Source organism: Sphingobacterium zeae (genome assembly GCF_030818895.1).
Lineage (GTDB): Bacteria > Bacteroidota > Bacteroidia > Sphingobacteriales > Sphingobacteriaceae > Sphingobacterium > Sphingobacterium zeae.
This window is the reverse complement of record NZ_JAUTBA010000001.1, coordinates 1,149,954-1,174,592: the sequence shown is the minus strand read 5'-3', so window position 1 is coordinate 1,174,592 and position 24,639 is coordinate 1,149,954. Positions and strand designations below refer to the sequence as shown.

Below are 24,639 nucleotides of genomic sequence, written 5' to 3'. Positions count from 1 at the left end.
TATTCAGCAGTTATACATATTCAGTCCAAACTACTCTTTCAAACTTAAGTAAAAATAGATATTTAAATACATTTAATAAGGGGCTTTATCCAAAAAAACATCTTACTTTTTCCCTGAATGCACCTTTTTCTTTCAACTTTTTATAATGTAATGCCTTATCAATATATCACATTACAAAAGTTTAACTACTTTTGTTCAAATTAAATTTCATTTTACCCATAGGGTAGCAATTCGAGATAAATATCCGTTCATTTAGAATAAAACAGCACTTTTTATAATGATTTCATCTTCCCCACGAGTGACTGTATTAATGACAGCGTTTAATACAGAAAAATATATTGGCGAAGCCATACAAAGTATCTTAAATCAAAGTTATACGCAATTTGAACTACTTATAATCAACGATGCTTCAACAGACAATACATTAAGGGAAATTGAAAAATTTAAAGACAACAGGATAAGCGTACTCAACAATACGACAAATAAAGGGGTTGTTATCTCTCGAAATAGGGCATTAACGGAAGCCAGGGGAGAATTCATCGCTATTATGGACAGTGATGACATTGCCGTTCCAAACAGATTAGCGAGCTTGGTCGACAAATTCGATGAAAACCCTCATTTAGCACTTATAGGTACTCATGCTCGCATTATTGATTCAGATGGAAATTTAACCGGTGCTACTTACAATGTAGAAACAAATCCAAAACTATTACCAATTCTTTTATTTTTTGGCAATAGTTTCGCCCATTCTTCCGTTATGATGAAAAGTAGTGTTTTCAGAGAGTTTGGTGGCTACAGGATTCCATTGTCAGAAGATTATGATTTATTCTTTCGTATTTCGACGAAATATCCCGTGCTAAATATTAATGAATACTTTCTATTATACCGAGAACATCCGCAAGGTATTTCAAAAAAATATGCGGTTGAATTAGAAAATCAAATTATGCCGATTAAAGGCGCTATTTTAAAGATACTTGGTCTCCCATCCGCGCTTAAATATCAAAAAATGCTAACCCATCCCTTTGAATGGTCAGATATTACAATCGACGATTACAAAGATTTCTATATTCAACTATTTGATCGTGTTATCCCAGAAACTGAGCGTTCAATAGAAGTTAAGAAGTTTATATTTGAGAAATGGTATGATGTGATTATGAAAAACGGCGGTAGAAATACGGTTATTTTATTTTTTTCCAAGCCTTTTTTTAGCTGGGGCCACATAACGTTTAAGCAATTTCGAAGAGTGTTTAAGCGTTCAATTAAAAACATACTAAAAAAACAGAAATGAAGATCGTTAAATTTTTGGGCGGCTTGGGCAATCAGCTATTTCAGTATGCTTTCTTTTTGGCATTGCAACAAAAGTTTAAGCAGGTAAAAGCCGATTTAACAGATTTTGAAGACTATGATTTACATAACGGCTTCGAATTGGAGGCGATATTTAATATCAACCTCCCACAGCTAAGCACATTTGAAACGAATATTTATACTAGAAACAATAACAAATGGTTATGGAGAAAATTAAAGCGATTATTCAACACAAAACACATATTTCTTGAAGAAACGGCTCCTTTTTCCTTTTCGAAGCAAATTTTTGAAGATAAAAAAAGCCGATACTATTGGGGATACTGGCAACATATTGACTATATTAATCAAGTAGCATCGCTTCTTCGTCAGAATCTTACATTCCCTCCATTTAATGACACTGAAAATATACGTATACAGCATTTGATACAGCAAAAAAATGCGGTATCACTACATGTTCGTAGAGGAGATTATCTGCAGGAACCATTATTTAAAGATATCTGTACAGAAGAATATTATGAAAAGAGCATACAGTATATGCTTGAAACACAAGAATCCCCTCTATTTATTGTATTTTCTAATGATATAGGTTGGTGTAAATCTACATTTAAAAATTTAAATATGATCTTTGTTGAGCAAAACGTAGGTTCCAATAGCTTTAGAGATCTACAATTAATGTCGTTGTGTAAGCACCATATTATTGCAAATAGCAGCTTTAGTTGGTGGGGTGCTTGGTTAAACGATGATCCAGACAAAGTTGTGGTATCACCAAAAAAATGGATTAATGATGCCACGATAGATACGACGGGATTGATTTTACCGACTTTTGTTACATTTTAACTCATCTAGATTCACCAGTGATGCGATCATTTGCAAATAAACCAAACTACGATATTGTCATCTGCGTCGGCCCACAACACATCGAAATTGCAAAAATAGTGATCAATCAGGTCGGGCGATTTTTTCAGGCGCAACAAATCTATGTCATAACAAACCCTTGTCATTTCGAAAAATTTCAGGCGCCCAGTCTAACCAACTTAGTCCTTATTAACGAAAATGAATTGTTCGATCGATTCAATTTTCAATCTATAACCACCTTCCTAAAACAAAAAATAGATAATGGTGATCGTGCAGGTTGGTATTTCCAACAGTTTTTAAAAATGGAAATTTCCAAAATTATTCAAAGTGACCATTATTTGATATGGGACGCAGATACCATCCCATTAAAACCAATTGATTTCTTTGATAAGGAAGATAAAGTCCTTATCCACAAGAGTGAAGAAAATCACACCCCGTATTTTGAAACATTGGAACATATACTTGGTCTGACTAAAACAGTCAATTACTCTTTTATATCTGAACATTTTATGGTCCAAACAAAGCTGATGCAAAACATGTTACTTGAGATCAACAAAAAAGCAGGAGAGCAGGCTTGGCCGTATTATATCCTTGAAAATATAGCCACAAAAGACATGGCACTTTCGGGATTCTCGGAATATGAAACATACGGTAATTTTCTTAATTCAACCTACCCCGACGATTTTCGCTTAAGAAACTCTCCTTCGGAATTATTAAATACAACTAGAAATGGCAGCATGATTTTGGGTACTCTACCAAATACAAAAGACCTCGATTTTTTAGAGGTCTTAGGTTTACATTATGCAACATTCGAAATATGGCAAGATATTAATCTTAAAGAGGTCACAGCCAACAAAAGACGTATTGCTTTATTTTTTTTCTTGGAAAAAATTCCATTGATAAGATCCCTGAATAAATTAATCATAAAAAACTTTAGGAAAACTTATTCATTACCTCAATCACCCTATTAATATCCTCCTCTGTATGGCCGTAGGAAATAGGAAGGCTTAGTACTGTTCGATGAATTTCTTCTGAGATTGGATAGCTTGCTCCGGATAAAATTCCGTTCATAGCTTTCTGTTGGTGTGGAGCTATTGGATAATGAATTTCAGTTCCAATGTTGTTATCTAGTAAATACTTTTTGAGCCGATCTCGTTCAGGATGACGTATAGCAAAAATATGGTAAACATCCTCAAAACCAACCTGTAAAGTTGGAAGTGTAAAATCAGTCTTTAATTCATTTCGGTAAATTGCAGCTAGCTTCTGCTTATGAGTAGTAATGTCGTCTAAATATTTCAACTTTACAGAAAGGAAACCTGCCTGTAACTCATCAAGCCGGGAGTTGTAACCCACTTCATCAAAGACATATTTAGCTGAAGAACCATAATTCCTTAAAGTACGAATAGATTTATTTAATTCCTGATCTTTACAAGTGATAGCTCCCGCATCTCCTAAAGCACCTAAATTCTTTGTTGGATAAAAACTGAATGCACCAAAATCGCCAAATGAGCCGGCCTTTAGTCCTTTGTAAATAGCCCCATGCGCTTGCGCACAATCCTCAACAACTTTTAAATCATATTGTTCCGCAAGCAGTAAAATGGGATCCATATCACACATCTTTCCATAAAGATGCACAACAAGAATAGCTCTAGTTCGCACTGTTATAGCTGACTCTATTTTTTTTGGATCTATATTATACGTATTTAAATCAGGCTCCACAAGAACAGGTTTTAGTCCAACTTGCATAATAGCGAGTATCGACGCGATGTAGGTGTTAGCAGGAACGATCACTTCATCCCCCGGATTAAAACCAAAATAACGTAGCGACAAAACCAGCGCGTCCAACCCCGATGCTACTCCGATACAATGCTCAACGCCACAATAGTTAGCAAACGATTGCTCAAATTCCCCAACTTCTTTTCCCAAAATATACCAGCCTCCATGCAATACGCTCTGGAAAATATTGGTATATTCCTCCATAAATTCCCTATTGACTTGCTGTAGGCTCTCGTAAGCGATCATGTATAAAATAGGGTTCGTAAATATAATCTGTTGAATCAAAATACTCGGAGGCGAGCACCATAAGGATTGCATCTTCCGAAAAATCAAACATCTGATGCCAGTCTTTGGGTTCCAAAATCAGGCATTGATCTGGCGAATGCAGTTCAAAAACGCGCTCATTAATTCCGTCCTGGTTATAAATAGCACAACTTCCTTTCAGGCAAATCGCAGCCTGTATCGTTTGATGATGCCGATGTCCGCCTCGGATAGATCCGTCTACGCCATAAATATAGAATATGCGTTTCACATCAAAAGGAATTACTTTTTCGATCACCGTTAGATGCCCTCGATCATCGGTGAATGTTTTTAGATCAATTTGGTAAGCCATTATCTTAAAAAATAGGATTGATGATAGTATTCTCTGAATTTGCCAAATACATATAATTTAAACATGCGGCGAAGCGAAGTTCTGATACGTGGAATTTCCTTGATTTCATGCGAAACAACAGTATTTGACAATGATTTTATCTCTCTTCCTGCACTTACTAATGTTCTTATGTAAGGTTTGTAAAGTAATTCTATGTCGTTATCGGTCATTACATAAGTGCCTGCGGGTATGAAGGAGTTTTTGTCCGCATATTTTAAGGCATGAAAGTGATAGAATATCACAGGAAATAATTGTTGACTAGCTAGTTCTTTACCCCAAATCTGACCTATTTTTCGTTCGAAATCATATTGTTGAACATTCCAAGGGGCTACCCCTCCACCCAAATGCTCCAGGACATGTATACCTGTAAACATTGTCGTCCATAGATCTAGGTATTTTTGATCGCCAAAACGGCCCGGCTCTCTGCGATTATAGCACCATTCTATACAAGCTGCACGCCACCACTCCAACACTGCTATGCCCTCAGCTGAGTTTTTAAAGTAGACAAACTGTACGCAATAAGTTCCTCCAGATTCACTGTCTTCATACATTGGCGTATAGCGGTGTGGTGTGATAATTACAGACGCACCTTTAGCCTCCTCTATTAAAACGATAGGATCAGCATAGAAAAATAAATCGGCATCCAGATAAGTACAATTGGATAAACCAAACTTTCGAATGCTATATAAAATAATTGAAGGCGTACAAGTCCAGCAATATTCGCCTGCTGTACGGGTCGGTTTTATGGCAAATAATTGCTCATCTTCAAAATCCGACAGTGGAATAATAGTTGCTTTGGCGAGTTGTAATCTTGTCAATATACTGTAGCACTCATCATCAAATGCAAAAATATAAAGATGAAAGTTCCTCGCACATTTTTCAAGCGAGCGGTACATGGCCAATCCCCTTGAAAGATACAGTGAGTTAAATAGGGTGCAAAAATTATTCATAAATTATGTACTTTTTCAAAACTTCGTTTATTATTATTTGTCTTCATATGCAATCACCGCTCTCTTATCAAACACAATGAAATGCAGAACAAAAGCGTTAATAGTATTGAATCAAAAATTTTAATCATGGACAACAGTAAAAAACTTTATATCATCCGACACGCCAAAGCCGAAACTATTCCCGGGATAAATGACTTTGATCGTGCATTGACATCCGAAGGCATACAACATGCAAAACAGGTCGCGGAGAAGCTGACAGCTAAACTGACACTCAATGAAAATAGTGTCGTTATCAGTTCTCCTGCCAATAGAGCCTTACAGACCGCCCGTGTTTTTTTGGATGTAATGGGATCTCCTTCTTTTGATATTCAAATTGAAGAATCTATTTATGAATGCACCTACAAACACTTACTTTCCGTCATCAATACCATCCCAGATCATATTGATCATGTCTTACTCTTTGGCCACAATCCAACATTGACCGACCTGGTTGAATTTCTAACCAGAAAGTCAGCCTACCTCCGTACTTCATCATTTGCGGAGATTAAACTCGATACTGGTTTTACCTTTCAAATGCTCAGTGGCAATTGTGCCGATCTTGTACAGATCATTGATTAAAATTCTATTCAAAGAACAAATTGGTCAATTGACAATCGTCTTATCACTTCACGGCAGTTGATTTCATAGCCTTATCAATCACCAAAGGCACTGTTATCAAATCCAGATCATGTGAATAAACCACAAACTTCTCCACCCAACAGGGGTCGAATTTTTCCTTAAATTCCCTCAAACCTTTGGGTTGACGGAAGTATGTATTATTCTCATATAAGAAGTTGATAAGACGTTCTACAAGCCCTTTCTTCTTGTCGAATCCCGAAAAAGGAGCCAAACCCATATTCAAATAGGAATAGCCTTCTTCTTTACAATAATCCAAAAAACGGATAATTAACACATCCATATTCCCTCCTGGGGCATCCTGCAATTTGCGTATCAGATCATAAGTCGCTTCATCTGGAGCATAGTTGGGAATGATATTCAGAAATGCCAAAATCCGACCTTCGTTGTCTTCCAATGTAATTACATGGCTATTTTTAATCTTTCCAAGATCAAACATCCCCTGTGAGAAAACACGCTCCGAACGTTTCATATCCCTCAGCCAATGGTCTGAAACAACCTGCAATTTCTGCAGCAAACCATTTGATAAAGGAGCGCGATATAAATTGGATACAAATCCCTTCTTTTCAATACTATTTACCGCATTCCGCAATGACTTTCGTTTCTTGCCTTCCAATGAAAAGCTGTCTACATTTACAATAGCTTCCTCGCCGATTAAAAATGATTTCTTCCCTAGCTGTTTGAAAATTCTTAAGTATTTCCCATCGACACGATAATATGCTGTTTTTAAACTCGATCGACGACAGTACCGCTCAAAGGAATTAATTAGTTCTTTTATCACAGACTCTCTATCCTCACAGACTGGTCCCTCTAGGACAATGGCAAAACCATAACATTTTTTGTAGGCTATAAACCCTGTTTCTTCATCATTCAGAAAAATCTCTTTGTCACCATAGGTCTTAAAATAGTCTACGGGAGATTTACCATAACGTTCAAGCAACTTTTGAGCAAGTTCTATTTTTCCTTCCATCTCGACTACAGCTGATTGACAGGGATTGACCAGCCAATAAAATAATGCGGAAAGACTAACTACACTGAAAAAGTTAATAGAATACAAAAAATATTGACCAATAGCAGTCTGCGGTTCGGCTACATCTCCATTCAATAGTACAAAACTGTGTAATGTACTAGCTACCGCATTTACGATCGTAAAATCCATATTGAAATGCCTAGCGTTAAGGAAGTAAAATCCAATGATCCCATAGAGCAACACAACGCCAATAGGCCATAAAACCAAACCTAGATTAGGCATCGTCAGTTTGCGGTTGCTCTGTACAAAATAATGTCGCGATGAATAAAGCAACATCAGCAATACCAGAAAGGCAAACCAGGCTTCTTCAAAATCAAGTCCTTTGGATAGATTAGCAACAATGGAAAGTGAACACAATGCAACCGCAGCGTACCAGGCCGTACGCAGGCCTTTCAGTAAAAATCCCGAACACATAACCAGCAAAATGCCAAAAAACAGTACTGCAGCATTGGAAAAGTTGAGCGCATCATAGGATATAAACTGTTTGAGAACAGCAATCCGGCTATGAATTGCGGGTGTCAACACCGAAATAATATTGATGATACCCATCGCAAAAATAAAGACCGAAGGAAGTATCCGTACGAAAATATTGTTTTTATTAACGAAGAAGCTCATTCCACCCAATGCAAGCGGCCCCCAAAACTCAAATAGACGGTATAACAATGAGATTGAAATAGCCTGCTCTTCGGTGTAGCCAAAGCTGCACAAAACTACGACCATGGAAACTTCAATTAGCCCTACACCCTTCATCAGTGGAGAAAAACAATAAACCAATGTTCCCACAGCATAGGTCACGGTACAAGCCGACAAGGAAGTGTCAAAACCGAGCGCAAGCATGGCAATGTATATATGCAAGATGCCCACAAATTCAATCGCTGTTGCCCAGAGTAAACTTTGAAAAACAGCTTTAAAGTCTACACCATTTTCATTGAGTTCTTCCCAGATTGTCGCTACCGAAGGAAAATAGCGTACAGTTAAATGAAATGCTTGCCCCTGCTGATAAAATGAGCGGCAATACCATCCAAAGGCAATCAACAAGGCCGTAAAAGCGAGCATTATCCCAACCAATTGCAGATCGAGCCCAGCGATTCCTATAAAAAGAAAGACTACGAGGCAAAGTATAAAGAGAGAAACCAAGCTAATAACTGCATAAATCACTGAGGCAAGATTGGAACTCGAATCAGAGATCCCTTCTTGATTGACCTCCTTCTTGAAAAATGCTAAGGAAGTAAATCCACCGGCAGGCAAGAATACACTAATAAAGTTTCTTTTCAGAAACAAGCGAGTAGCCCCACCAAGTGAAAGTTTTTGTCGCAAAGATTTGAAACTATAGACGTAAACCAACCCCTGCATAGCGATATAGGCTAAAGAAATCACCATACCTACCGCGATCCAAAATAAGGAGCTTGATTGGATAAGCTGTAAAGAAGAGGAAAGTTCCTGCCGTTGATTGGCAAAAAAGTATAAGGCTCCAAAGATCATTAATAGTCCCAGAAAGGATTTCCAGATCAACATTTTGTTCTTCATCATGCTACTGCGCTACTGTTTTTTCTTACTGCTATTTATGTAATGACACCATTTCTTGTAAATAGTCCCAATACATTTTTACAATTTAAAAATCGACACCAATTTTCGCCCGTACACCCCAGGGCGATACCCCCGGATTGTCCAGATAGGTAAAACGACGAACCAGATCTATACGCAGGATCTTGAAGATATTACTCAGCCCGACGCTACCTTCCACATAAGCCCCACGATTGAGCGAAAATAACTGCGGTTCGCTGGGATGCTTAGGAGTTGTATCAAAGTTTTTGGTATAGCGATTGGATGCATCTACTTTACCGTAGAGCACTTTTACCGAAGCGATTTCACGAAGATCCAACTTCTTAAGGAATGGGATCTTATTCAGAAAAAAACCATTGAAAGAATGCTGCAGCAACAGCGATGTATATTTATCACTCATAAATTCCATGGAATTCATCAAATTATACGAGTTCAACTGATAGGAATAAGTCTGGTTTGCACGGTGGATAATCATGAGTGGATAGGGAACTTTGCCAAACTGTATACCAGACTCGAATACAGCATCCGTAAAACCAAATTGTGATCCATAGAATCGCTTATTCGCGCTAAAGATGAAACGCTGATAATTATAATCTCCGCCCAAAACGCCCTTCACACCTATCTGTGCCGCCAATGTAAAAACAGGTTTTCCTGTATTAATGATACGTCTATAGCGTTTTCCCTGATAGATTTTTTCCTCAGGAGCCCAACGTAACTCCCCCGTAAAAGCTGAGGTCCACAACTCGTTGTCACGACTCCGTCTGAATGCGCTATGGTCAAACTTGAGAATCCCCGCAGGACTTAAAATCTGATTGAAGAAACCCAGTTTAAACGAAAGATGGTTTTCAAATTCCTGAAAGTATTCCACCTGTCTCCGTTGCAGATAAAACATCTTATCATTTTCACCCCGTCTAAAAGAAAGCAGAAAATTATCATTGTCAATAAAATTAAAATCCTGCCCCGGTACCTGAACTTCCTTATTCACTTTTACACTAAGCAGTTTGACCGGGAACTTATACACGGATTGCTTATTAAAAGAATAGGTTGCACCCAGATTATATTTCCATTGCCTATCTCTGGTACCGTATGCTGCATACCCCTCCAATAGCAAGGTTTTACTAAATGCATCAGTTGTATTGCCCCCAAATTTAAACCGGCTACCCTCTATTGGATTAAAACTGTAAAATGAAGGAACAGATCCAATCTCAATCACACCACGACCATAGTAGCCCGACATGATAAAAGATCCTAAAGCCATCAGGTTTTTAAAAGACTTTGATTGTTTTAAACTGTCAATATTGGTAAAAGCCTGCTGTTCCAGTTTACTTAGCTTTTCGGGTCTTGTCTGTTCCCAATTGATCGCATTGGGGTTCTCAGCCCCCCGACCGGTTACACCCTTTACATTCAATGATAGTTGTAGAGAATCCAGCACAGAACGATTGGTTACTTTCTCACCAAACAATCCCATGCCATCCTTAAAAATCCCTAGATCTATCCGAAGCACACCTCTACTGAGAAAAAAACGGTGAGCCTTATCTTCTACATAATTTAACTCAATATTTAGGCTTCGTACCCAATTGATATTCGTTGCCTCATTGATAGATAGTTCAGCTTGGTCTAACGCATAGGTACCATCCAACCGAATATAAATGTAACCCGAAAACAACGCATCTTCCCTATTCCGTGGCTCTACCCTAATTTTAACATGCCATGGTTTTTTCTCTTTTAATGTATCGACCAGATAATATTTATAAAAGGATGGCCCCAGTGTGGCGATGGGGCTTAAAAAGCGTCTATTTCCTATGGACACATCCGTATCATAGATATTTGTTTCGCCGTAGATCTTATCCAGGTATTCATCAATACCATCTTCATCCAGATATTGGTCTACACGTGATTGGTTCTCCCCCAATAATACAAACGTATTTCCCTTGGCCTTATCCAATTGGCGCTGTCCGATTTTTTCGTCCATAAATATTGGCACCAATGATCTACCGGGATATTTCAAAGTATCCATACCCTGTTTTAAAAAAACAAAACGTTTCAATAAACGGGATTTATCTACTTTTTGATTCTGGATAGCGAGCGACATGGAAAGCTTCTCGTATTCTCGGTAGTTGCCAATGGCTGCATTCAAAGCATTATTTTCATCGCGCCTTTCGATCACTTTATGGATCAAATCCACCGTTGGATTATGTTTATTTGAGTATTTTTTTCTCTTGGGTGCAAGTACGACAACCTCATCCAAGCTTTGTTGCTCATCTTCCAATCGGATGATAAGCACTTTCTTTCCTTGTGCAACGCTCATCGGGAATAGCTGTTTTTTGTAACCGACGGCGCTGAATATCAACGTCCAGTTATCAGGCATAGAAGACATTGAAAACTGTCCCTCTTTGTTTGTACCAACAGATTTTGTGGTATTGGAAAGCTTTACTGTTACACCTTGGATTGGTTTTTCGGTTGTAGCGTCCAGGACAATACCTGTCAGTGAAGCTCCTTGTCCAAATATTCGAGAAGTAAAGAACACTAAAAACAATAAAAAACGATATCGCATAAAAAAACCTTGCATCTAAATTCAATAAGATGACAAGGTTTATCTAAAAAAGTCCTAATAAGAATCTTATCTTAATCGAATCGTATTGTATATTGTTTTAAAATCGCGATTGTAGTTATGTGGTCCGGCCAATACATCGACTTTTAGTCCCGCGTTTCGATACATTCTCACAAGATCTTCCTCTCCCTCACGACAAAACACATAAGTAGCCGGAAATTGCCTTAGTTTCATAATTTCAGCGAGCACATCATAGCCATTTGCTTTCTGCTTCCAGTTGAGCATGGTCGAAATTGTTACCTCAAAACTTGCATACTGATCCGGTGATAAAAAAGTCACATGCCGGATCGTTTTTTTTAACGGATCTGAAAAATTACTGAGGACAAAAGGTAACACACCCGCCGAAAATGAATGACCGATAATATAGATCTGATCGCAGTTCCATTCCTTTTTGAAATGATCTATATACCGTTCAAAATCCAGCCCCGCTTCCTGTGGATCTTTCTTCTTCCAAAAATATTTTTTAGCATCAATCACCAGCCGGGGATATCCCTCCTGTGTAAAATAAGCAAGTAAACTCTTGCTAAAATCATTATAGCCACCATCCCCTGTGATAAATACCAGCATGGTTTTCTGTTTATTCGTGTTATCCTTAAGTGGTATTACATAGTTAGGAAGATTGCCTGCCTGGATAAATCCACTCAAACATAAGCAGAAAAACAAAAGCATAAGTAGCGTGACCGCTCTAAATTGTTCAGTTTTCATTGTTGTAAAATGATAAATTGGGTATATAAAATTATTTGCTGTTTCTAATATCTTTTATCGGGATCGTCTTATAAACGCCGTCCATAACATAGAAAAAGCCAAGCGTATTACCTGAAACATTTCCTTCCACATTTGCAGGAACCGCAGACAATAGGCCCTTCCATTCCGTCTCCTGAAAGAGGTTGTAAAGGAATCGTGCATAGCGTGGTGACACAGAAAGCTTAAACACCATCAGACTATCCTTTTTTGACATCTCGTAATTATAGGTACGTCCAAGCAATGTATTGAGTACATTAGGGGCTCCTAAGCGATAGCTATAACTAAACGGTAACCGGAAGGTAGAGATATCTTCATTTGAAAAATCTTTCTGAGGTATAATCAACCATTTATTGGAAGTTTTCATACCAAATAGATGTTTGCTGACTTTAACTTCCCAACTGTTATTTATGCCTCTCTTTTCAACTGGCAAAAACGCCTTTTCAATAGGGACAGTTGGCACCAATTGGTCCTGTGCTTCATACAGTTTACCATTCAATGCTATCCGTAACTGAAAGATATTTCCGACTGTATCCTTCAAGTTAAATAGCTCACCCATATAGAGCCCTTCTCCCAATTCTTCGAATTCGATTGTATTTGGTCCATTAACGATCTGCACTGTAGCACCAGAAACCCCGACAGTCATCCCATTTGAATGCAATCCATCTAATTTTTTCAATTGAATATACTGTTCTTTATACATCGTATTGATCCCACCTTCGACGATCATATCATAGGACTGTCCTGTATCCACCTCTGATTTCTTGCAAGAAAGTAGCAGGCAACAACCGATAAAAATCAAAAATATTCTCATATTAAAATCTCATTGCGTAACTGATTGATGGTACCCGTCCAGAGAACGAGTTTTTTTTGATAGCTAAGTTTCCATTACTATCTTCCGAAAAACTATAATAAAGCGGATTCCGCTGATTAAAAACATTGTATAAACCAAAATTCAATGTATGCCGTGTACCCCGTTGCCGCTGTTGACTAGTTTCCAGATCTACTGAGCAATTCAGATCCAATCGACTAAAAGTGGGCATACGCTGAGAATTACGGCTGGAATAAACTGGTACGTAGATCCCCTCGTATTCCATAAATCCAATTGGATAAGTTAAAGGTCTTCCAGTATGAATTGTATAGAAAGCACTAAAATGAACACTGCGTCCCAAGTCATAAGACAAATTACTCTTAAGCACGTGAGGGATATCAAAGTTAGCTACATATTCCTTCCCTTTGTTGATCCCATTTATCTTTCGAAAAGATCTAGACCAACTATAGAGTATGCTAGCTGACAAATCTCCAAAGCGCTGGTTGATGGACAATTCCAGTCCATAAGCCCGCCCATTTCCCTGTCGCAACTGCGTTTCGATAAAAGGATTGAGAATGAGCTGTGCATGGTCAATCAATTCGACCTGATTTCCCATTTTCTTCCAATAGCCTTCCAGCCCAATATTGCCTTTATACATTAATCTATTGACACGAAAAGAAAATACATCCGCATACTGCGGTTTTATATTTGGACCCGCGGGTACCCATGCCTCCAAAGAGGAAAATGCGAGCTCATCATTTTGCAAGAGTTGCAAGTATTGATAGCTCCGACTATAACCCAATCGTAATGCATAATCTGCTCCCAATTTATATTGTAGCGAGAGGCGAGGCTCCAAACCATAATACGATTTCTTTTTTTCAGCATCATTTGCCAATGGTTTTGATTGCCCAGTACCAAGAAGATAATAACGTCCAAAAGACGTATTAAAGAAAGCATTTACCCTGGTCCCAATGATAACGCGAAATGCAGAATCTACTTTCCAGTTGAAAGAAATATAACCCGCATAATCATAGGCCTGTGCCCTAAAGATATTATCTTCGTTATTGCTATTTATAGGAGATATCTCCCCTGGTTTAAAACGATGCAGTGTCCCCTGAAGTCCAAAATCCAAGGTACGATCTAAACCCATAAAATAGGTGAAATCCGATTTCAAACTGAGATCACGTATTCGAGTCAGCCAGATTTGATTATCCGGAGATTCCGGCTTACTGATATCCAACTTATTATGGTAATCGCTGAATATCGCGGAGAGGTTTAGAAACAATCGCGAACTATGCACATGGTTCCAACGTAAGGTTGAGGTCCAATTGCCCCAGCGATTTGTATTTTTATTCGATGAGGTAACTTTATCCTGGCCATAATACCCAGATAAATAGATACGATTTCTATTGTCAAGTGTATAGTTCAATTTGACGTTATAGTCGCTATAGTTACCTTTTACATTGAACAGGCGATAATCCGTATTCAATACATTGGATAGACTGGTCCGTGCAGTAGCAATAAAGGCACCTTTACCTTTTTTAATAAAAGGTCCCTCTGCTCCCAGTCGCGTAACAAGCAAACTGGCTCCACCAAAAACATGGAAATTATTGGCATCACCATCCCTCGTGCTCATATCCATAATAGAGGAAAGACGTCCACCTAAATTTGCAGGAAGTGCATCTTTATACACTTGCGTATTTTTTAAGATATCTGAATTAAAAACAGAGGTTAAACCAAATAAATGCGAAGGATTATAGACCACCGCCTCATCAAGAAGAATCAAATTCTGATCCTTACCACTCCCGCGAACAAATAAATTACTTCCTCCTTCCGTCAATCCGTTGATACCATTTTGCATTTGTAAAACCTTCATAATATCGGCCTCACCTTTATAAAATGCATTTCTGCGCGCTCGAGGCCAGTTAATTTTATCAGTAAAATGACCGGTATATTGGACCATCAACGAAGAATCTATATCCACCACAACTTCATTTAGGCTCAAACCCGCAGGTGCAAGCTTAATAAGTACGTAGCCATCCTCCAGTTGGGAGTTCAATCGAACCGCACGGGTCTTATAACCCAAATAGCTAACAAAACAACTGTAATCTCCTTGCGGAAGCGTAAGTGAATAAAATCCATATTTATTGCTCAGGCTGCTTTTATTCTTCTCAGGGATCATTAAGGTCGCACCGATCAAACTCTCCCCACTTAAACTATCAACAACACGTCCTTTAATGGTAAAATCCTTATCTTCCTTATAGAAAATCAATGCCCGATTGATCATTGTAAAACCGATTCTAGAATCCCTCAGCAAATAATGTAGTACTTCCTCCAGACTCGCCTTATTGAAATTTCTGCCATAGATGATATTTTTATTGAAAATCTGCTCATCGTACGACATTGACAGACCATAGTTTCGATGAATCTCTGTCAAAATCTGAATAATCTCTTTATTTTGGGTGTCAATGGATACCTGGATATCAGCTAGATTATTTTGACCCAGTGATTTCGAACCGGTCAAAATAAACAGCCCGAAAAAAAGGAGAAAACGATACAGAACAATACCCTTCATATCAATAATCCCTGGCCGCTATTCGTAGATACTATATCCTTTTTTGCTTGCTTTCCATTTCACATTTAAAGTCTTGGAAAGAATCTGCACAATTTCATTAAGCGATTGCCCATCGAAATACATACTCAGCTTCCGTGCTTTCAGCTCCTCACCGACCACAACGATATTCGATTGAAAGCGCTTTTCAAGATCCAAACAGATATTATCTAAGCGTTCATTGGAATAGCTGAGTTTTTGCGCTACTTTATGATCATTGTCCAGAGGGCCAAGGTCAATCTTTGACAGAGATGCTGTCTCACGTTTAAAAAATCCCTTTTCATTCTTTTGCAGAATCAGTTCTTTTGCTGCAGGCCCTTTTCCGCCACTCAAAGCCACAACACCCTCTGTCACCAGGACCTCTACATCTTCGGCGATCAAATTGATTTCAAAGGAAGTCCCTATATCGCGTACATAATTATTGGCTAGGTCGACCACAAAGGGAGATGTCCTCCCATGCTTCACATCAAAAAATGCTTTTCCTTTTTTTAGTTCAACAAAACGTTGCTGGTCGAACGTACGCTTATTGAATACAGCTTCAGCACCAGCATGTAGTATCATGACCGAACTATCGGGCAATATAATAGGCTCCTCTGCAGCTGACCCATATAATCTGACCTCATAGCCCATCCAGCGATCGAAGTTCAGGTAGCTAGCAAACCCAATCAATAGCAACACTGCCGCTGCAACGAGTTTCACCCAGGGGTTCCAGATCGTTTTTATAGGAGTAAGTTTTTGTTCCTCTTTATCTGTGGTCTTTTTATCCAACTGTTGTTTAAATCTTTCCCATTGATTATTGGCATCCACTTTTTTATACTGCTCCAACACTATAAGGTCACTGGATATCATGCTGACTTCATCATATAGCTTACGATTCTCCAGATCCTCAGAAAGCCAACGTTCAAGCAACAGCCTTTCCTCTGCGGAAATAACCCCATCCAATTCTTTCTGGATCAGATCATAAGGAATAAATCTTGAAGTATTGTTTTCTTCCATATCTATAAGATAATAAACTGAACAAAAAGTCCTAATGAAAAAAATAAAAAGCCAATTAAGAGCAACAGGTACGTTCTTTGTTTGGCCAAGGCGACCCGAATTTTATCATAGGCAATGGTCAAATGATTTTTAACGGTTTTAATGGAAATCCCCAATTGATCGGCAATTTCCTGCTGCTTCATTTTATCATACTTACTCATCAGAACAATTTTTCTACACTGAGGAGGTAGACTCTCCAGTATACTTTCGATCATCAGCAGTTTAGATTCGTATAGCGCAGCGAAATCGGCTTGATCTTCATCGTCTGTCAGATCCAGATCCTTGATATAATCATTATTTCTATCCAGCAGGCGCTGATTCTTTTTGAGGTGAGTAAGGGAGAGATTGATGACACTGCGTGACAGATAAGCTCCCAATGATTGATTAATAGCTAGCCTGCCCGCATTTTCCCATAACATCATAAACACATCGTTTGTCAACTCTTCGGCGATCGCTTCATCTCTCACGTACCGAAAAGACAATGTATACAATTTACGGAAATGGGCTTTATAAATAGTTTCAAAAGCATCTCTGTCTTTATGAACTATCTTTTTAAGCAGGTCAACCTCGTTTGACATAGGACTTCGGTAAAGCTAATAATAATCGCATGTAAAAGTAATGAATTTCATCAAATTAACCTGTTCTTATTGAAATGAAAAAATAAAGTTCTTCTCTTGGGAAAACAAGGCATTCTCCAAGACAACACGCCAAATAACAATCAGATTTCTTTTTCTGAATATCTATTCCTAAACGAAGAAACAGAAAGCTATGCTACAACAAAATCTTTCCTCCATTTTCACTACCTTCGTCTTATGGCGAATCAATTGCAATTTGAAAATTCACCGTACCTCAAACAGCATGCACACAATCCGGTAGATTGGATGCCTTGGGGGCCGGAAGCTTTAAATAAAGCAAAAGACGAAAATAAACTGATTATCGTAAGCATTGGCTACTCCGCTTGCCATTGGTGTCATGTGATGGAGCGCGAAAGTTTTGAAAATTCTGCCATCGCCCAGACCATGAATAAATTCTTTGTCTCGATCAAAATCGATCGTGAGGAACGCCCCGACATTGACCAAGTTTATATGTTAGCTGTCCAATTGATGACGAATGGGGGCGGATGGCCTTTGAACTGTATCTGTTTACCAGATGGTCGCCCGATTTATGGCGGCACCTATTTTAAACCGCACGACTGGCAGAACATCTTGTTACAAATTGCTCAAATGTGGGAAGAGAAGCCCGAAGTCGCATTGGAATATGCCGAAAAGTTAAACAACGGTATTCAACGGGCTGAAAAACTACCTATCCACTCCATTCCCGAACAGTATACTAGTGAAGACTTACGTGAAATTGTAACACCATGGACCGAAACTTTCGATAGAAAAGAAGGCGGTTATCAAAGAGCTCCAAAATTTCCTCTACCAAACAATTGGTTGTTTTTTCTAAAATATGGAGTACTTGCCGATGATGAAGAGATCTTGAACCATGTGCATTTTACATTGAAAAAAATCGGATCTGGCGGTATATACGACCAGATTGGTGGTGGTTTTGCCCGCTATTCAGTAGACCACTATTGGCATATCCCTCATTTTGAAAAAATGCTGTATGACAACGGCCAGCTACTTTCGCTTTATGCCGAAGCTTATCAACAAAATAAGGATCCATTCTATAAACGAATTATCGAAGAAACGATTGCTTGGGCCGAACGGGAAATGCTTGCCCCCAATCATGGTTTCTACAGCGCTCTTGATGCCGACAGTGAAGGTATTGAAGGAAAATACTATTCCTTTTCAAAAGCCGAATTCGATGAAGTACTGGGCAATGACGCTGGCTTATTTAGTCAATACTTTAATATTACAGAATCGGGCAACTGGGAGGAAGAGCAAACGAATATTCCTATTTGCGCCATAAATGCAGACCAGTTAGCTGCAAAGGTCAATATGACAGCTGACGAATGGGCAGAGTTTCTAAAAGATTCAAAGAAAAAATTATACGACTTCCGCGAAAAAAGAGTACGCCCGGGACTGGACCATAAACAATTGACTTCTTGGAATGCCTTATTCTTAAAAGGACTCATAGATGCCTATACCAGTCTGGACAACATACATTTTCTGGAACTAGCTTTAAATAATGCACAATTTATATGTAATGAACTTATCCAAAACAATGGGCAATTATTGCATCAGCCAAAAGATAAAAATAGAACGATTGCAGGCTTCCTCGATGATTATGCATTCACGGTTGAAGCGTTCATAGTATTGTATGAGGCTACATTTGACTTCAATTGGTTAACGAAAGCAAGACAGCTTGCTGACAAAGCTATTGCCTTATTTTACGATGGATCGCAAAAAACTTTTTATTATACATCGTCGGAAGCGGAGCGACTCATCGCGCGAAAAAGCGAAATTATGGATAACGTAATCCCCTCTTCTTCATCGACCATGACCAGACAACTCAAACGTCTAGGTCTGCTATTTGATGATGAAAATTATATCGCCATATCAGACCAATTGTTAGCGAATGTATTCCCTCAAATCAAGACTTATGGTTCGGCCTATTCAAATTGGGCAATATTATTGCTAGAAGAAAGGTATGGAATCAATGAAATTGCATTGACGGGCAATAAAGCGATGGCTTTTAAACATGAGCTCGATCAATATTATATTCCAAATAAAATTGTTCTTGGCGGTACAGAAGAAAATCTTCCACTTCTAAAACATAGGGTCGGAAAGGAGACAAAAGCTTATCTTTGTAAAAATAGGACCTGCAGTCTGCCTCAGGATTCAATAAAAGCGTTAATAAATTATATTTAATAAACGGTAGCCTCGGCTTCCAAAAATCAAAATCAGATGGCTATAAAAGCAAACGACGTCGTAGCATTGACGTACAGACTTCACACAGTAGAAAACGGTGAAAAAGTTTTCGTTGAAGAAACAACTGCAGAACAACCTTTAGATTTCTTATATGGTGTAGGTATGATGTTGCCTAAATTTGAAGAAAACATCGCAGATTTAAACATTGGTGATAAAATTTCATTTGAATTGGCACCTGATGATGCTTACGGTCAAAAAGACGAAAGAGCATTCGCACAGTTGCCAGTAGATATGTTCAAAGAAACAGGATTACCTCCAGTGGGAGAAGTATTACCTTTGCAAGACAACCAAGGAAACCAATTCCGCGCTGTGGTAGCTGAAGTTACTCCAGAAATTGTTGTTGCTGATTTAAACCACCCAATGGCTGGTAAAACATTAAATTTCGATATCGAAATCTTAACTGTACGTCCTGCTACTGAAGAAGAATTGTCTCACGGACATTCACATGGTGTAGACGGTACGCAAGGTCACTAATTGCGGCCTAGATAAAGCAAAAATAGGGCGCCAAAATGGCGCCCTATTTTATTTATAACTTTTTAAAAAATTATACTGTCCTCAAACGCAATCGATATGTTGACATTTTCGGAAAAAGTAGTTTTATTTAACAAACAACTTCATTATCAAGGGAATTTACCTATAGGGTTCAACGTCATTAATCCTTATCTTGATAATCCCGAGACATTGGTTGTGATGGAACAGTTTTACAAAAAATTTTATCAGGATAACTTACAAAGAAAATTCATTATCGGCATTAATCCGAGCAGGCATGGCGCAGGTGTAACGGGTGTTCCTTTTACCGACACGAAAAGATTAGCTAGCGCATGTGGTATACCAATGCGTTCAGCACACACGCATGAAATATCCTCTGTTTTTATGTACGATATGATCGAAGCCTATGGAGGACCAAGTATTTTCTACAAGCAGTTTTATATCAATTCACCTTTTCCACTGGCAATTGTCCGTGAGACAAATCCCAACAACTGGATCAATGCAAACTACTATGACGATAAGCAGCTTTTTGAAATGGTGAAGCCATTTATGGTTGAATCTCTCAAACAACATATCGCCATGGGGCTCGAAACGGATCAAGTCTTCGTCCTCGGAAAGAAAAATGCTACCTTCCTCGCAAAAATCAACAAAGAAGAGAAACTATTTGGAGAGATGATTATTCTGGATCATCCCCGCTATATCCAACAATATAAATCAAAGGACAAACAACACTATATTGACAACTATATCCAATTATTAAGTGGTTTATAAAATGTGGATAAACATGTTAATTAACTGATAAACAAAATCTGTTGTGTTAATAAGTAGTATCACCTTTTAAGAGGATATTTGCTTTTATATAATCTCCATTGTAAATTCATATCCAATAGGTAGCCTATATACTGTTTTACCGTTATTATTTTTAATCAGAGAGTCCGTGTTCTATACGTTATTTCAATCTCCTTCGACAATGATTCGAGGCATCTTCGGGCCTTATTCGTACTTACGAGCACATAAGAGCGTTTTCCGACAGTCTTGCTATCGCCTTATCTCCGAGTCTGACTCGGACTCACCACGGACACATGTTGCGCTCACTACAGACTTATCTCGAGTAGGTGACGAAGCTGTATCAAAGCAGATACGAAGCTGCATCGAACCTCCATTGAAGCAGTAGTTTTACACCTATACAAACTTCGAAAACGATTCTTGCCTACGTCACTCATAAAAATATCAATGCAATTTTCATAATAGGCTTTTACTGGCTATTATGAATTTAACAATTGTTGGTCAAAGGCAATTTTAAATCTCCCAAAAATAAACAATTATTTGGCTTTCAGTATTTTAATTTGCAAATTCAACCCATGGCTATATTGGAAAATGGGAATCTAAAAGGCTTGGTTGGAAACCTTGTCTTTCGAAAATCAAATGAAAAAACTATTGTGCAGACTGCTCCAGGGCGTAAAACAAAACAAACGAAGAGCACAAAAGCAGCTGCTACAGATTTTGGTCATGCGAGTACTGCAGGATCCCGCATACGACATATAATGGCTGAAGTTCACCTCAAATTGCACGATAGCAATATGCACAATCGCCTGATCAATCAATTGAAAAGAGTCACCCGCCCAAATAGAGCGCCTCTGGGTGAAAAGACGATTCGAGGCGGAAAGATCGATCGGATAGTAAACTTTCAATTCAACGACAAATGCCATATGCATGACTACATGCATTTTGATCCAGAAATAAAATTGTTGGATAAAAAACAAATTGCCATAAAGTTCCCAAAATTTGACATGCAAAACGATATTCATCGTCCAAAATACTGTAATCTCATGAAGATAAATCTGATGATTGTCGTATTTAATTTCGAAAAACAGATCTATGTCCGTAGCCACAAACACCAAATTCCGTTGAGCTTACAGGCAGATCCTAGAACTGTTGAATTGGAAGAATTACGATTTGATGTGAACGATCGAGATGCTGAGACCGTACTTATTGGAATGAATATCGAATACTATGAAAGATTTCGCGAAGATTATGCCCTGCTCAATAGTAAAGATCTGCATCCTGCGGCAATTGTCGGTGCATTTATTATTTAATCTTAAAAGCAAAGTATTTACATAGGCACTATAGAGAAAGAAATACCTTAATTGTTTATCATTGATATCACCGAAGAGGCGATTCGATTAAACACGCTATTACAATTTCTCAATCTCCTCAATTGACAATCCTATAATATCAGCTATGACCTTGGAATCAAAACCGCTCTTCAACATCTTTAAGGCTGAGATTCTCTTCTCAGCTTCAGCTTTCGCTCGTTCCTCTTCCCGACCTTTTTCTATTCCCTTTTCCATGCCTTTTTTAATGCCTTTTTCCATGCCTATACGTTCCGCTGTAAGGCGAATGCTTTCCGCATCTCTTTTATCCTTAAGGCTCAATTCATATGCTTTCATATCTTCTGAATTTAGATTTGACACCTCTCCTATGTCAAAGATAAGACCAAAGACACGCTTATCCAAAAATTTCGGTATTTCATTGAGTTTAGACATATGTTTGAAAAGATAAAGCCACATGTCCATAAAACTTTTTATCTCAACCTCCTCTTTGCGAAAATTAGGCAAACAAAGAAGTTTAAAGCCTAACTTATCATAAAACTGTTCACCTTTCTCACGATCACAAAGTACCACATCATAATAGTATCGATCATTATCAATGTTATCCAATGCAAAATTAAGAATACCAATGAAGTAAACTTCTGGTAACTCATAGGTATTTCCGCTATGTCCGCGTGTAACTAATGTATGTATAAGACGCGAGCTGTAATAAACCATACGATCACGGAAAAAATCTTGGGGAAGTTATTGCATTTCGACAATTAAATGACTTAATTGCTAAACAATTTCAGCCTGATTAAAAAGTTCAGAAATGAATATTATTTCAAACTATCTAATCTACTATAGACCATTGCCTTAAAAGTTCGTTGATGGCTCGACCACGCGTCTGGCTTGAACAATATCTTAATGACGTCGCTTTCATAATTATCGGTTATCTTGAGAATCAGTTGTTCAAGTGCCGATGGATCCGTACGATAATCAATCTGTACATTAGCTGCGATAGCACGCAAGAATCTTAGCTTATCGTGGGCATAAAGATATTTCCAAAATTTCAGTAGTACAGAAGGACGAACACGATAATCTATCACCTCAAGCATTTTTTTATAATTCTTTTCATATTCCAATATCCTGAAATACAGCTCATCAGACCCTGCATATCCCATATTATTGCGAAGCATACTCAATGTCCTCGTCCTAAATTTCTTCTTGAGCTCCTCATCGTTGGAATGATCCATTATAAAAACGTAATCAACAATATTCGGAGCACTTGAAAATTTTTCCATTTTAATAGAGGCAAGCTTGCTAAAATCTCCACTATCCGCGTATATGTCCTCTAAAATCTCCAAAAAAGGATCATTATAAGTTGAATTTACATTGCCAGCGATCACCCTGTTGCAATAATCAATCGCTTTGTTGGGATCATGATCTCTTATTGCTTCTATTAATTTCAAATTATACTTCGCTTCCCATTGGCGGGGTACAAAATAATCAGCACTGTTGTCAAACATATTATTCTCAAGCAATACATCTAAAAAGAAGCCATCAACCGCTACGGACATGTAATAGTGCCCTTCTAACAGGGAGGTGATCAGATCTTCTATTTTGTCGGCCAGTAAACGTTTCCGTTCTATAGAAGAACTTTCATAGATCTGTATAAACAACTCCAGCATCCCCCCCTGTGCGTTATCCTCCGCCCACATTTTATCCCAATACGAATTTGTCAATGCGGCCCACTGTATGTCAGAATCAACATGAGCGATGATTCCAGCTATTTTCGAGTTTCCGGTTTCAATAAACTTTCTAAAACGCGTGCCCGTATAGAAAAGTTTATATTCAAGGTCCAAAACAGCTTGATATACTGCTGAAAACAGATCAATGATTTTTTCGTTTCCGATATTCAGCGCTAAATACTCCCAAAAAGGCTCAAGTGCCTTTTCCCATAGCTGCACAATCTTCTTAACTTCTGAAGCTTCTATTTTCTTTCGTTTACCCACCACCGAGGTAACTGCATCTTTTAAAATTTTATCGACATCCGCCGACTGATATTCTTTTTGATTTTTCCCGAATTTCAACAGAAACTGTAATTCAATATCTTTATTGGATTTGAAAAGTTCCAAAAGCCAAGAGGCTAGTGCTTCCTGTTCTAAGGTTAACAACAGTTGTTCACTCGCTTTCACCTTCTTCCCAATGGCTGAATTTGCGTTTTTTTTCGCGGTCAAAGGGTTCTCCGTATTTGTCGAGAGCATCAGGAGTATCGCGATTTGATGTATACAATAGGTATCCCTGCGTCCACAGTCGCATGAATGACCGACAATATCATCTTTATCCAACTGGATATTTACATCATAAGATTCCCCCCCCTCATCTACATAAGCCACAAAATTTCCTTTACTTTCAACTTCCTCCAATTCACGAACGACGAGTTTTTTAGCTTTTGTAAGCTTGGTTTCACTCTGCTTAGCTAAGATCTGTGCTATTCTCATTTTGACTTGTATTTCTAACCGGATATCCTTCTTGTTAAGCATTCTCCATAAACTATCATCCAGTCCTT

Annotated in this window: 19 protein-coding genes and 1 pseudogene; 8 read left to right on the top strand and 12 right to left on the bottom strand. The window is 38.3% G+C overall.

Annotated features, from left to right (window positions below):
- The first annotated feature begins 277 nt into the window (after positions 1 to 277).
- Genes QE382_RS04740 through QE382_RS04730 form a run of 3 tightly spaced genes read left to right on the top strand, consistent with a single transcriptional unit; the run spans position 278 to position 3,131 of the window.
- A complete protein-coding gene (locus QE382_RS04740; RefSeq protein ID WP_307184899.1) occupies positions 278 to 1,288 on the top strand; it encodes a glycosyltransferase family 2 protein in 1,011 nt (336 codons plus the stop codon).
- Complete coding sequence (locus QE382_RS04735) at positions 1,285 to 2,142, top strand: alpha-1,2-fucosyltransferase (RefSeq protein ID WP_307184898.1); 858 nt, start codon at positions 1,285 to 1,287, stop codon at positions 2,140 to 2,142. The genes QE382_RS04740 and QE382_RS04735 overlap by 4 nt, the downstream gene beginning before the upstream one ends.
- A 20-nt stretch (positions 2,143 to 2,162) precedes the next feature.
- Complete coding sequence (locus tag QE382_RS04730; protein WP_307184897.1) at positions 2,163 to 3,131, top strand: DUF6492 family protein; 969 nt, start codon at positions 2,163 to 2,165, stop codon at positions 3,129 to 3,131.
- Here QE382_RS04730 and QE382_RS04725 read toward each other — a convergent pair.
- Genes QE382_RS04725 through QE382_RS04715 form a run of 3 tightly spaced genes read right to left on the bottom strand, consistent with a single transcriptional unit; the run spans position 3,094 to position 5,538 of the window.
- Positions 3,094 to 4,140 carry a DegT/DnrJ/EryC1/StrS family aminotransferase gene (locus QE382_RS04725; protein ID WP_307184896.1) on the bottom strand — a complete coding sequence of 349 codons (1,047 nt, stop codon included), beginning with the start codon at positions 4,138 to 4,140 and terminating at the stop codon, positions 3,094 to 3,096. The two genes, QE382_RS04730 and QE382_RS04725, sit on opposite strands and share 38 nt — an antisense overlap.
- Positions 4,141 to 4,147: 7 nt before the next feature.
- The gene (locus QE382_RS04720; RefSeq protein WP_307184895.1) at positions 4,148 to 4,549 is read right to left on the bottom strand and encodes a sugar 3,4-ketoisomerase; all 402 of its coding nucleotides are present in this window, start codon (positions 4,547 to 4,549) and stop codon (positions 4,148 to 4,150) included.
- Positions 4,549 to 5,538 (bottom strand): glycosyl transferase, encoded by a 990-nt coding sequence (locus QE382_RS04715; protein ID WP_307184894.1) that lies wholly within the window; start codon positions 5,536 to 5,538, stop codon positions 4,549 to 4,551. Before QE382_RS04715 ends, QE382_RS04720 begins: the two co-directional genes overlap by 1 nt.
- A 126-nt stretch (positions 5,539 to 5,664) precedes the next feature.
- Between QE382_RS04715 and QE382_RS04710 the strand changes: the two genes are divergently transcribed.
- Positions 5,665 to 6,156, top strand: a complete 492-nt coding sequence (locus QE382_RS04710; RefSeq protein WP_307184893.1) for a SixA phosphatase family protein — start codon at positions 5,665 to 5,667, stop codon at positions 6,154 to 6,156.
- Positions 6,157 to 6,199: 43 nt separating this feature from the next.
- Here QE382_RS04710 and QE382_RS04705 read toward each other — a convergent pair whose 3' ends face one another.
- The 7 genes from QE382_RS04705 to QE382_RS04675 all read right to left on the bottom strand — a co-directional run bounded on the left by QE382_RS04705 (position 6,200) and on the right by QE382_RS04675 (position 17,193).
- Positions 6,200 to 8,773 carry a phosphatidylglycerol lysyltransferase domain-containing protein gene (locus QE382_RS04705; RefSeq protein WP_307184892.1) on the bottom strand — a complete coding sequence of 858 codons (2,574 nt, stop codon included), beginning with the start codon at positions 8,771 to 8,773 and terminating at the stop codon, positions 6,200 to 6,202.
- 82 nt (positions 8,774 to 8,855) lie between these two features.
- Positions 8,856 to 11,375 carry a DUF5686 and carboxypeptidase-like regulatory domain-containing protein gene (locus tag QE382_RS04700; protein ID WP_307184891.1) on the bottom strand — a complete coding sequence of 840 codons (2,520 nt, stop codon included), beginning with the start codon at positions 11,373 to 11,375 and terminating at the stop codon, positions 8,856 to 8,858.
- Between the two features lie 51 nt (positions 11,376 to 11,426).
- Positions 11,427 to 12,122 carry an AcvB/VirJ family lysyl-phosphatidylglycerol hydrolase gene (locus QE382_RS04695; RefSeq protein WP_307184890.1) on the bottom strand — a complete coding sequence of 232 codons (696 nt, stop codon included), beginning with the start codon at positions 12,120 to 12,122 and terminating at the stop codon, positions 11,427 to 11,429.
- A 31-nt stretch (positions 12,123 to 12,153) separates the two neighbouring features.
- Positions 12,154 to 12,972, bottom strand: coding sequence for a hypothetical protein (locus QE382_RS04690; protein WP_307184889.1), 819 nt, complete (start codon positions 12,970 to 12,972; stop codon positions 12,154 to 12,156).
- A 1-nt stretch (position 12,973) separates the two neighbouring features.
- Complete coding sequence (locus tag QE382_RS04685) at positions 12,974 to 15,544, bottom strand: TonB-dependent receptor (protein WP_307184888.1); 2,571 nt, start codon at positions 15,542 to 15,544, stop codon at positions 12,974 to 12,976.
- An 18-nt stretch (positions 15,545 to 15,562) separates the two neighbouring features.
- A complete protein-coding gene (locus tag QE382_RS04680) occupies positions 15,563 to 16,576 on the bottom strand; it encodes a FecR family protein (protein ID WP_307184887.1) in 1,014 nt (337 codons plus the stop codon).
- Between the two features lie 2 nt (positions 16,577 to 16,578).
- Positions 16,579 to 17,193, bottom strand: a complete 615-nt coding sequence (locus tag QE382_RS04675; RefSeq protein ID WP_307184886.1) for an RNA polymerase sigma factor — start codon at positions 17,191 to 17,193, stop codon at positions 16,579 to 16,581.
- 234 nt (positions 17,194 to 17,427) lie between these two features.
- Here QE382_RS04675 and QE382_RS04670 point away from each other — a divergent pair, with 234 nt between their 5' ends.
- From QE382_RS04670 to QE382_RS04655, 4 genes are all read left to right on the top strand, one after another.
- A complete protein-coding gene (locus QE382_RS04670; RefSeq protein ID WP_307188011.1) occupies positions 17,428 to 19,428 on the top strand; it encodes a thioredoxin domain-containing protein in 2,001 nt (666 codons plus the stop codon).
- Positions 19,429 to 19,464: 36 nt separating this feature from the next.
- Positions 19,465 to 19,962 carry an FKBP-type peptidyl-prolyl cis-trans isomerase gene (locus QE382_RS04665; RefSeq protein WP_209580491.1) on the top strand — a complete coding sequence of 166 codons (498 nt, stop codon included), beginning with the start codon at positions 19,465 to 19,467 and terminating at the stop codon, positions 19,960 to 19,962.
- A 96-nt stretch (positions 19,963 to 20,058) separates the two neighbouring features.
- Positions 20,059 to 20,748, top strand: a complete 690-nt coding sequence (locus QE382_RS04660) for an SMUG2 DNA glycosylase family protein (protein WP_307184885.1) — start codon at positions 20,059 to 20,061, stop codon at positions 20,746 to 20,748.
- Positions 20,749 to 21,338: 590 nt separating this feature from the next.
- Positions 21,339 to 22,073 (top strand): hypothetical protein, encoded by a 735-nt coding sequence (locus tag QE382_RS04655; RefSeq protein WP_307184884.1) that lies wholly within the window; start codon positions 21,339 to 21,341, stop codon positions 22,071 to 22,073.
- 99 nt (positions 22,074 to 22,172) lie between these two features.
- Here QE382_RS04655 and QE382_RS04650 read toward each other — a convergent pair.
- Positions 22,173 to 22,817 (bottom strand): annotated as a pseudogene (locus QE382_RS04650) (Rpn family recombination-promoting nuclease/putative transposase); the annotation flags it as partial.
- 89 nt (positions 22,818 to 22,906) lie between these two features.
- Positions 22,907 to 24,571: an SWIM zinc finger family protein gene (locus QE382_RS04645; RefSeq protein WP_307184883.1), complete on the bottom strand. Its 1,665-nt coding sequence runs from the start codon at positions 24,569 to 24,571 to the stop codon at positions 22,907 to 22,909.
- Positions 24,572 to 24,639: the final 68 nt, after the last annotated feature.

Coding starts and splice junctions, on each gene's coding strand:
- QE382_RS04740 (WP_307184899.1), top strand. CDS start 278: ATGATTTCATCTTCCCCACGAGTGACTGTATTAATGACAGCGTTTAAT.
- QE382_RS04735 (WP_307184898.1), top strand. CDS start 1,285: ATGAAGATCGTTAAATTTTTGGGCGGCTTGGGCAATCAGCTATTTCAG.
- QE382_RS04730 (WP_307184897.1), top strand. CDS start 2,163: ATGCGATCATTTGCAAATAAACCAAACTACGATATTGTCATCTGCGTC.
- QE382_RS04725 (WP_307184896.1), bottom strand. CDS start 4,140: ATGGAGGAATATACCAATATTTTCCAGAGCGTATTGCATGGAGGCTGG.
- QE382_RS04720 (WP_307184895.1), bottom strand. CDS start 4,549: ATGGCTTACCAAATTGATCTAAAAACATTCACCGATGATCGAGGGCAT.
- QE382_RS04715 (WP_307184894.1), bottom strand. CDS start 5,538: ATGAATAATTTTTGCACCCTATTTAACTCACTGTATCTTTCAAGGGGA.
- QE382_RS04710 (WP_307184893.1), top strand. CDS start 5,665: ATGGACAACAGTAAAAAACTTTATATCATCCGACACGCCAAAGCCGAA.
- QE382_RS04705 (WP_307184892.1), bottom strand. CDS start 8,773: ATGATGAAGAACAAAATGTTGATCTGGAAATCCTTTCTGGGACTATTA.
- QE382_RS04700 (WP_307184891.1), bottom strand. CDS start 11,375: ATGCAAGGTTTTTTTATGCGATATCGTTTTTTATTGTTTTTAGTGTTC.
- QE382_RS04695 (WP_307184890.1), bottom strand. CDS start 12,122: ATGAAAACTGAACAATTTAGAGCGGTCACGCTACTTATGCTTTTGTTT.
- QE382_RS04690 (WP_307184889.1), bottom strand. CDS start 12,972: ATGAGAATATTTTTGATTTTTATCGGTTGTTGCCTGCTACTTTCTTGC.
- QE382_RS04685 (WP_307184888.1), bottom strand. CDS start 15,544: ATGAAGGGTATTGTTCTGTATCGTTTTCTCCTTTTTTTCGGGCTGTTT.
- QE382_RS04680 (WP_307184887.1), bottom strand. CDS start 16,576: ATGGAAGAAAACAATACTTCAAGATTTATTCCTTATGATCTGATCCAG.
- QE382_RS04675 (WP_307184886.1), bottom strand. CDS start 17,193: ATGTCAAACGAGGTTGACCTGCTTAAAAAGATAGTTCATAAAGACAGA.
- QE382_RS04670 (WP_307188011.1), top strand. CDS start 17,428: ATGGCGAATCAATTGCAATTTGAAAATTCACCGTACCTCAAACAGCAT.
- QE382_RS04665 (WP_209580491.1), top strand. CDS start 19,465: ATGGCTATAAAAGCAAACGACGTCGTAGCATTGACGTACAGACTTCAC.
- QE382_RS04660 (WP_307184885.1), top strand. CDS start 20,059: ATGTTGACATTTTCGGAAAAAGTAGTTTTATTTAACAAACAACTTCAT.
- QE382_RS04655 (WP_307184884.1), top strand. CDS start 21,339: ATGGCTATATTGGAAAATGGGAATCTAAAAGGCTTGGTTGGAAACCTT.
- QE382_RS04645 (WP_307184883.1), bottom strand. CDS start 24,571: ATGAGAATAGCACAGATCTTAGCTAAGCAGAGTGAAACCAAGCTTACA.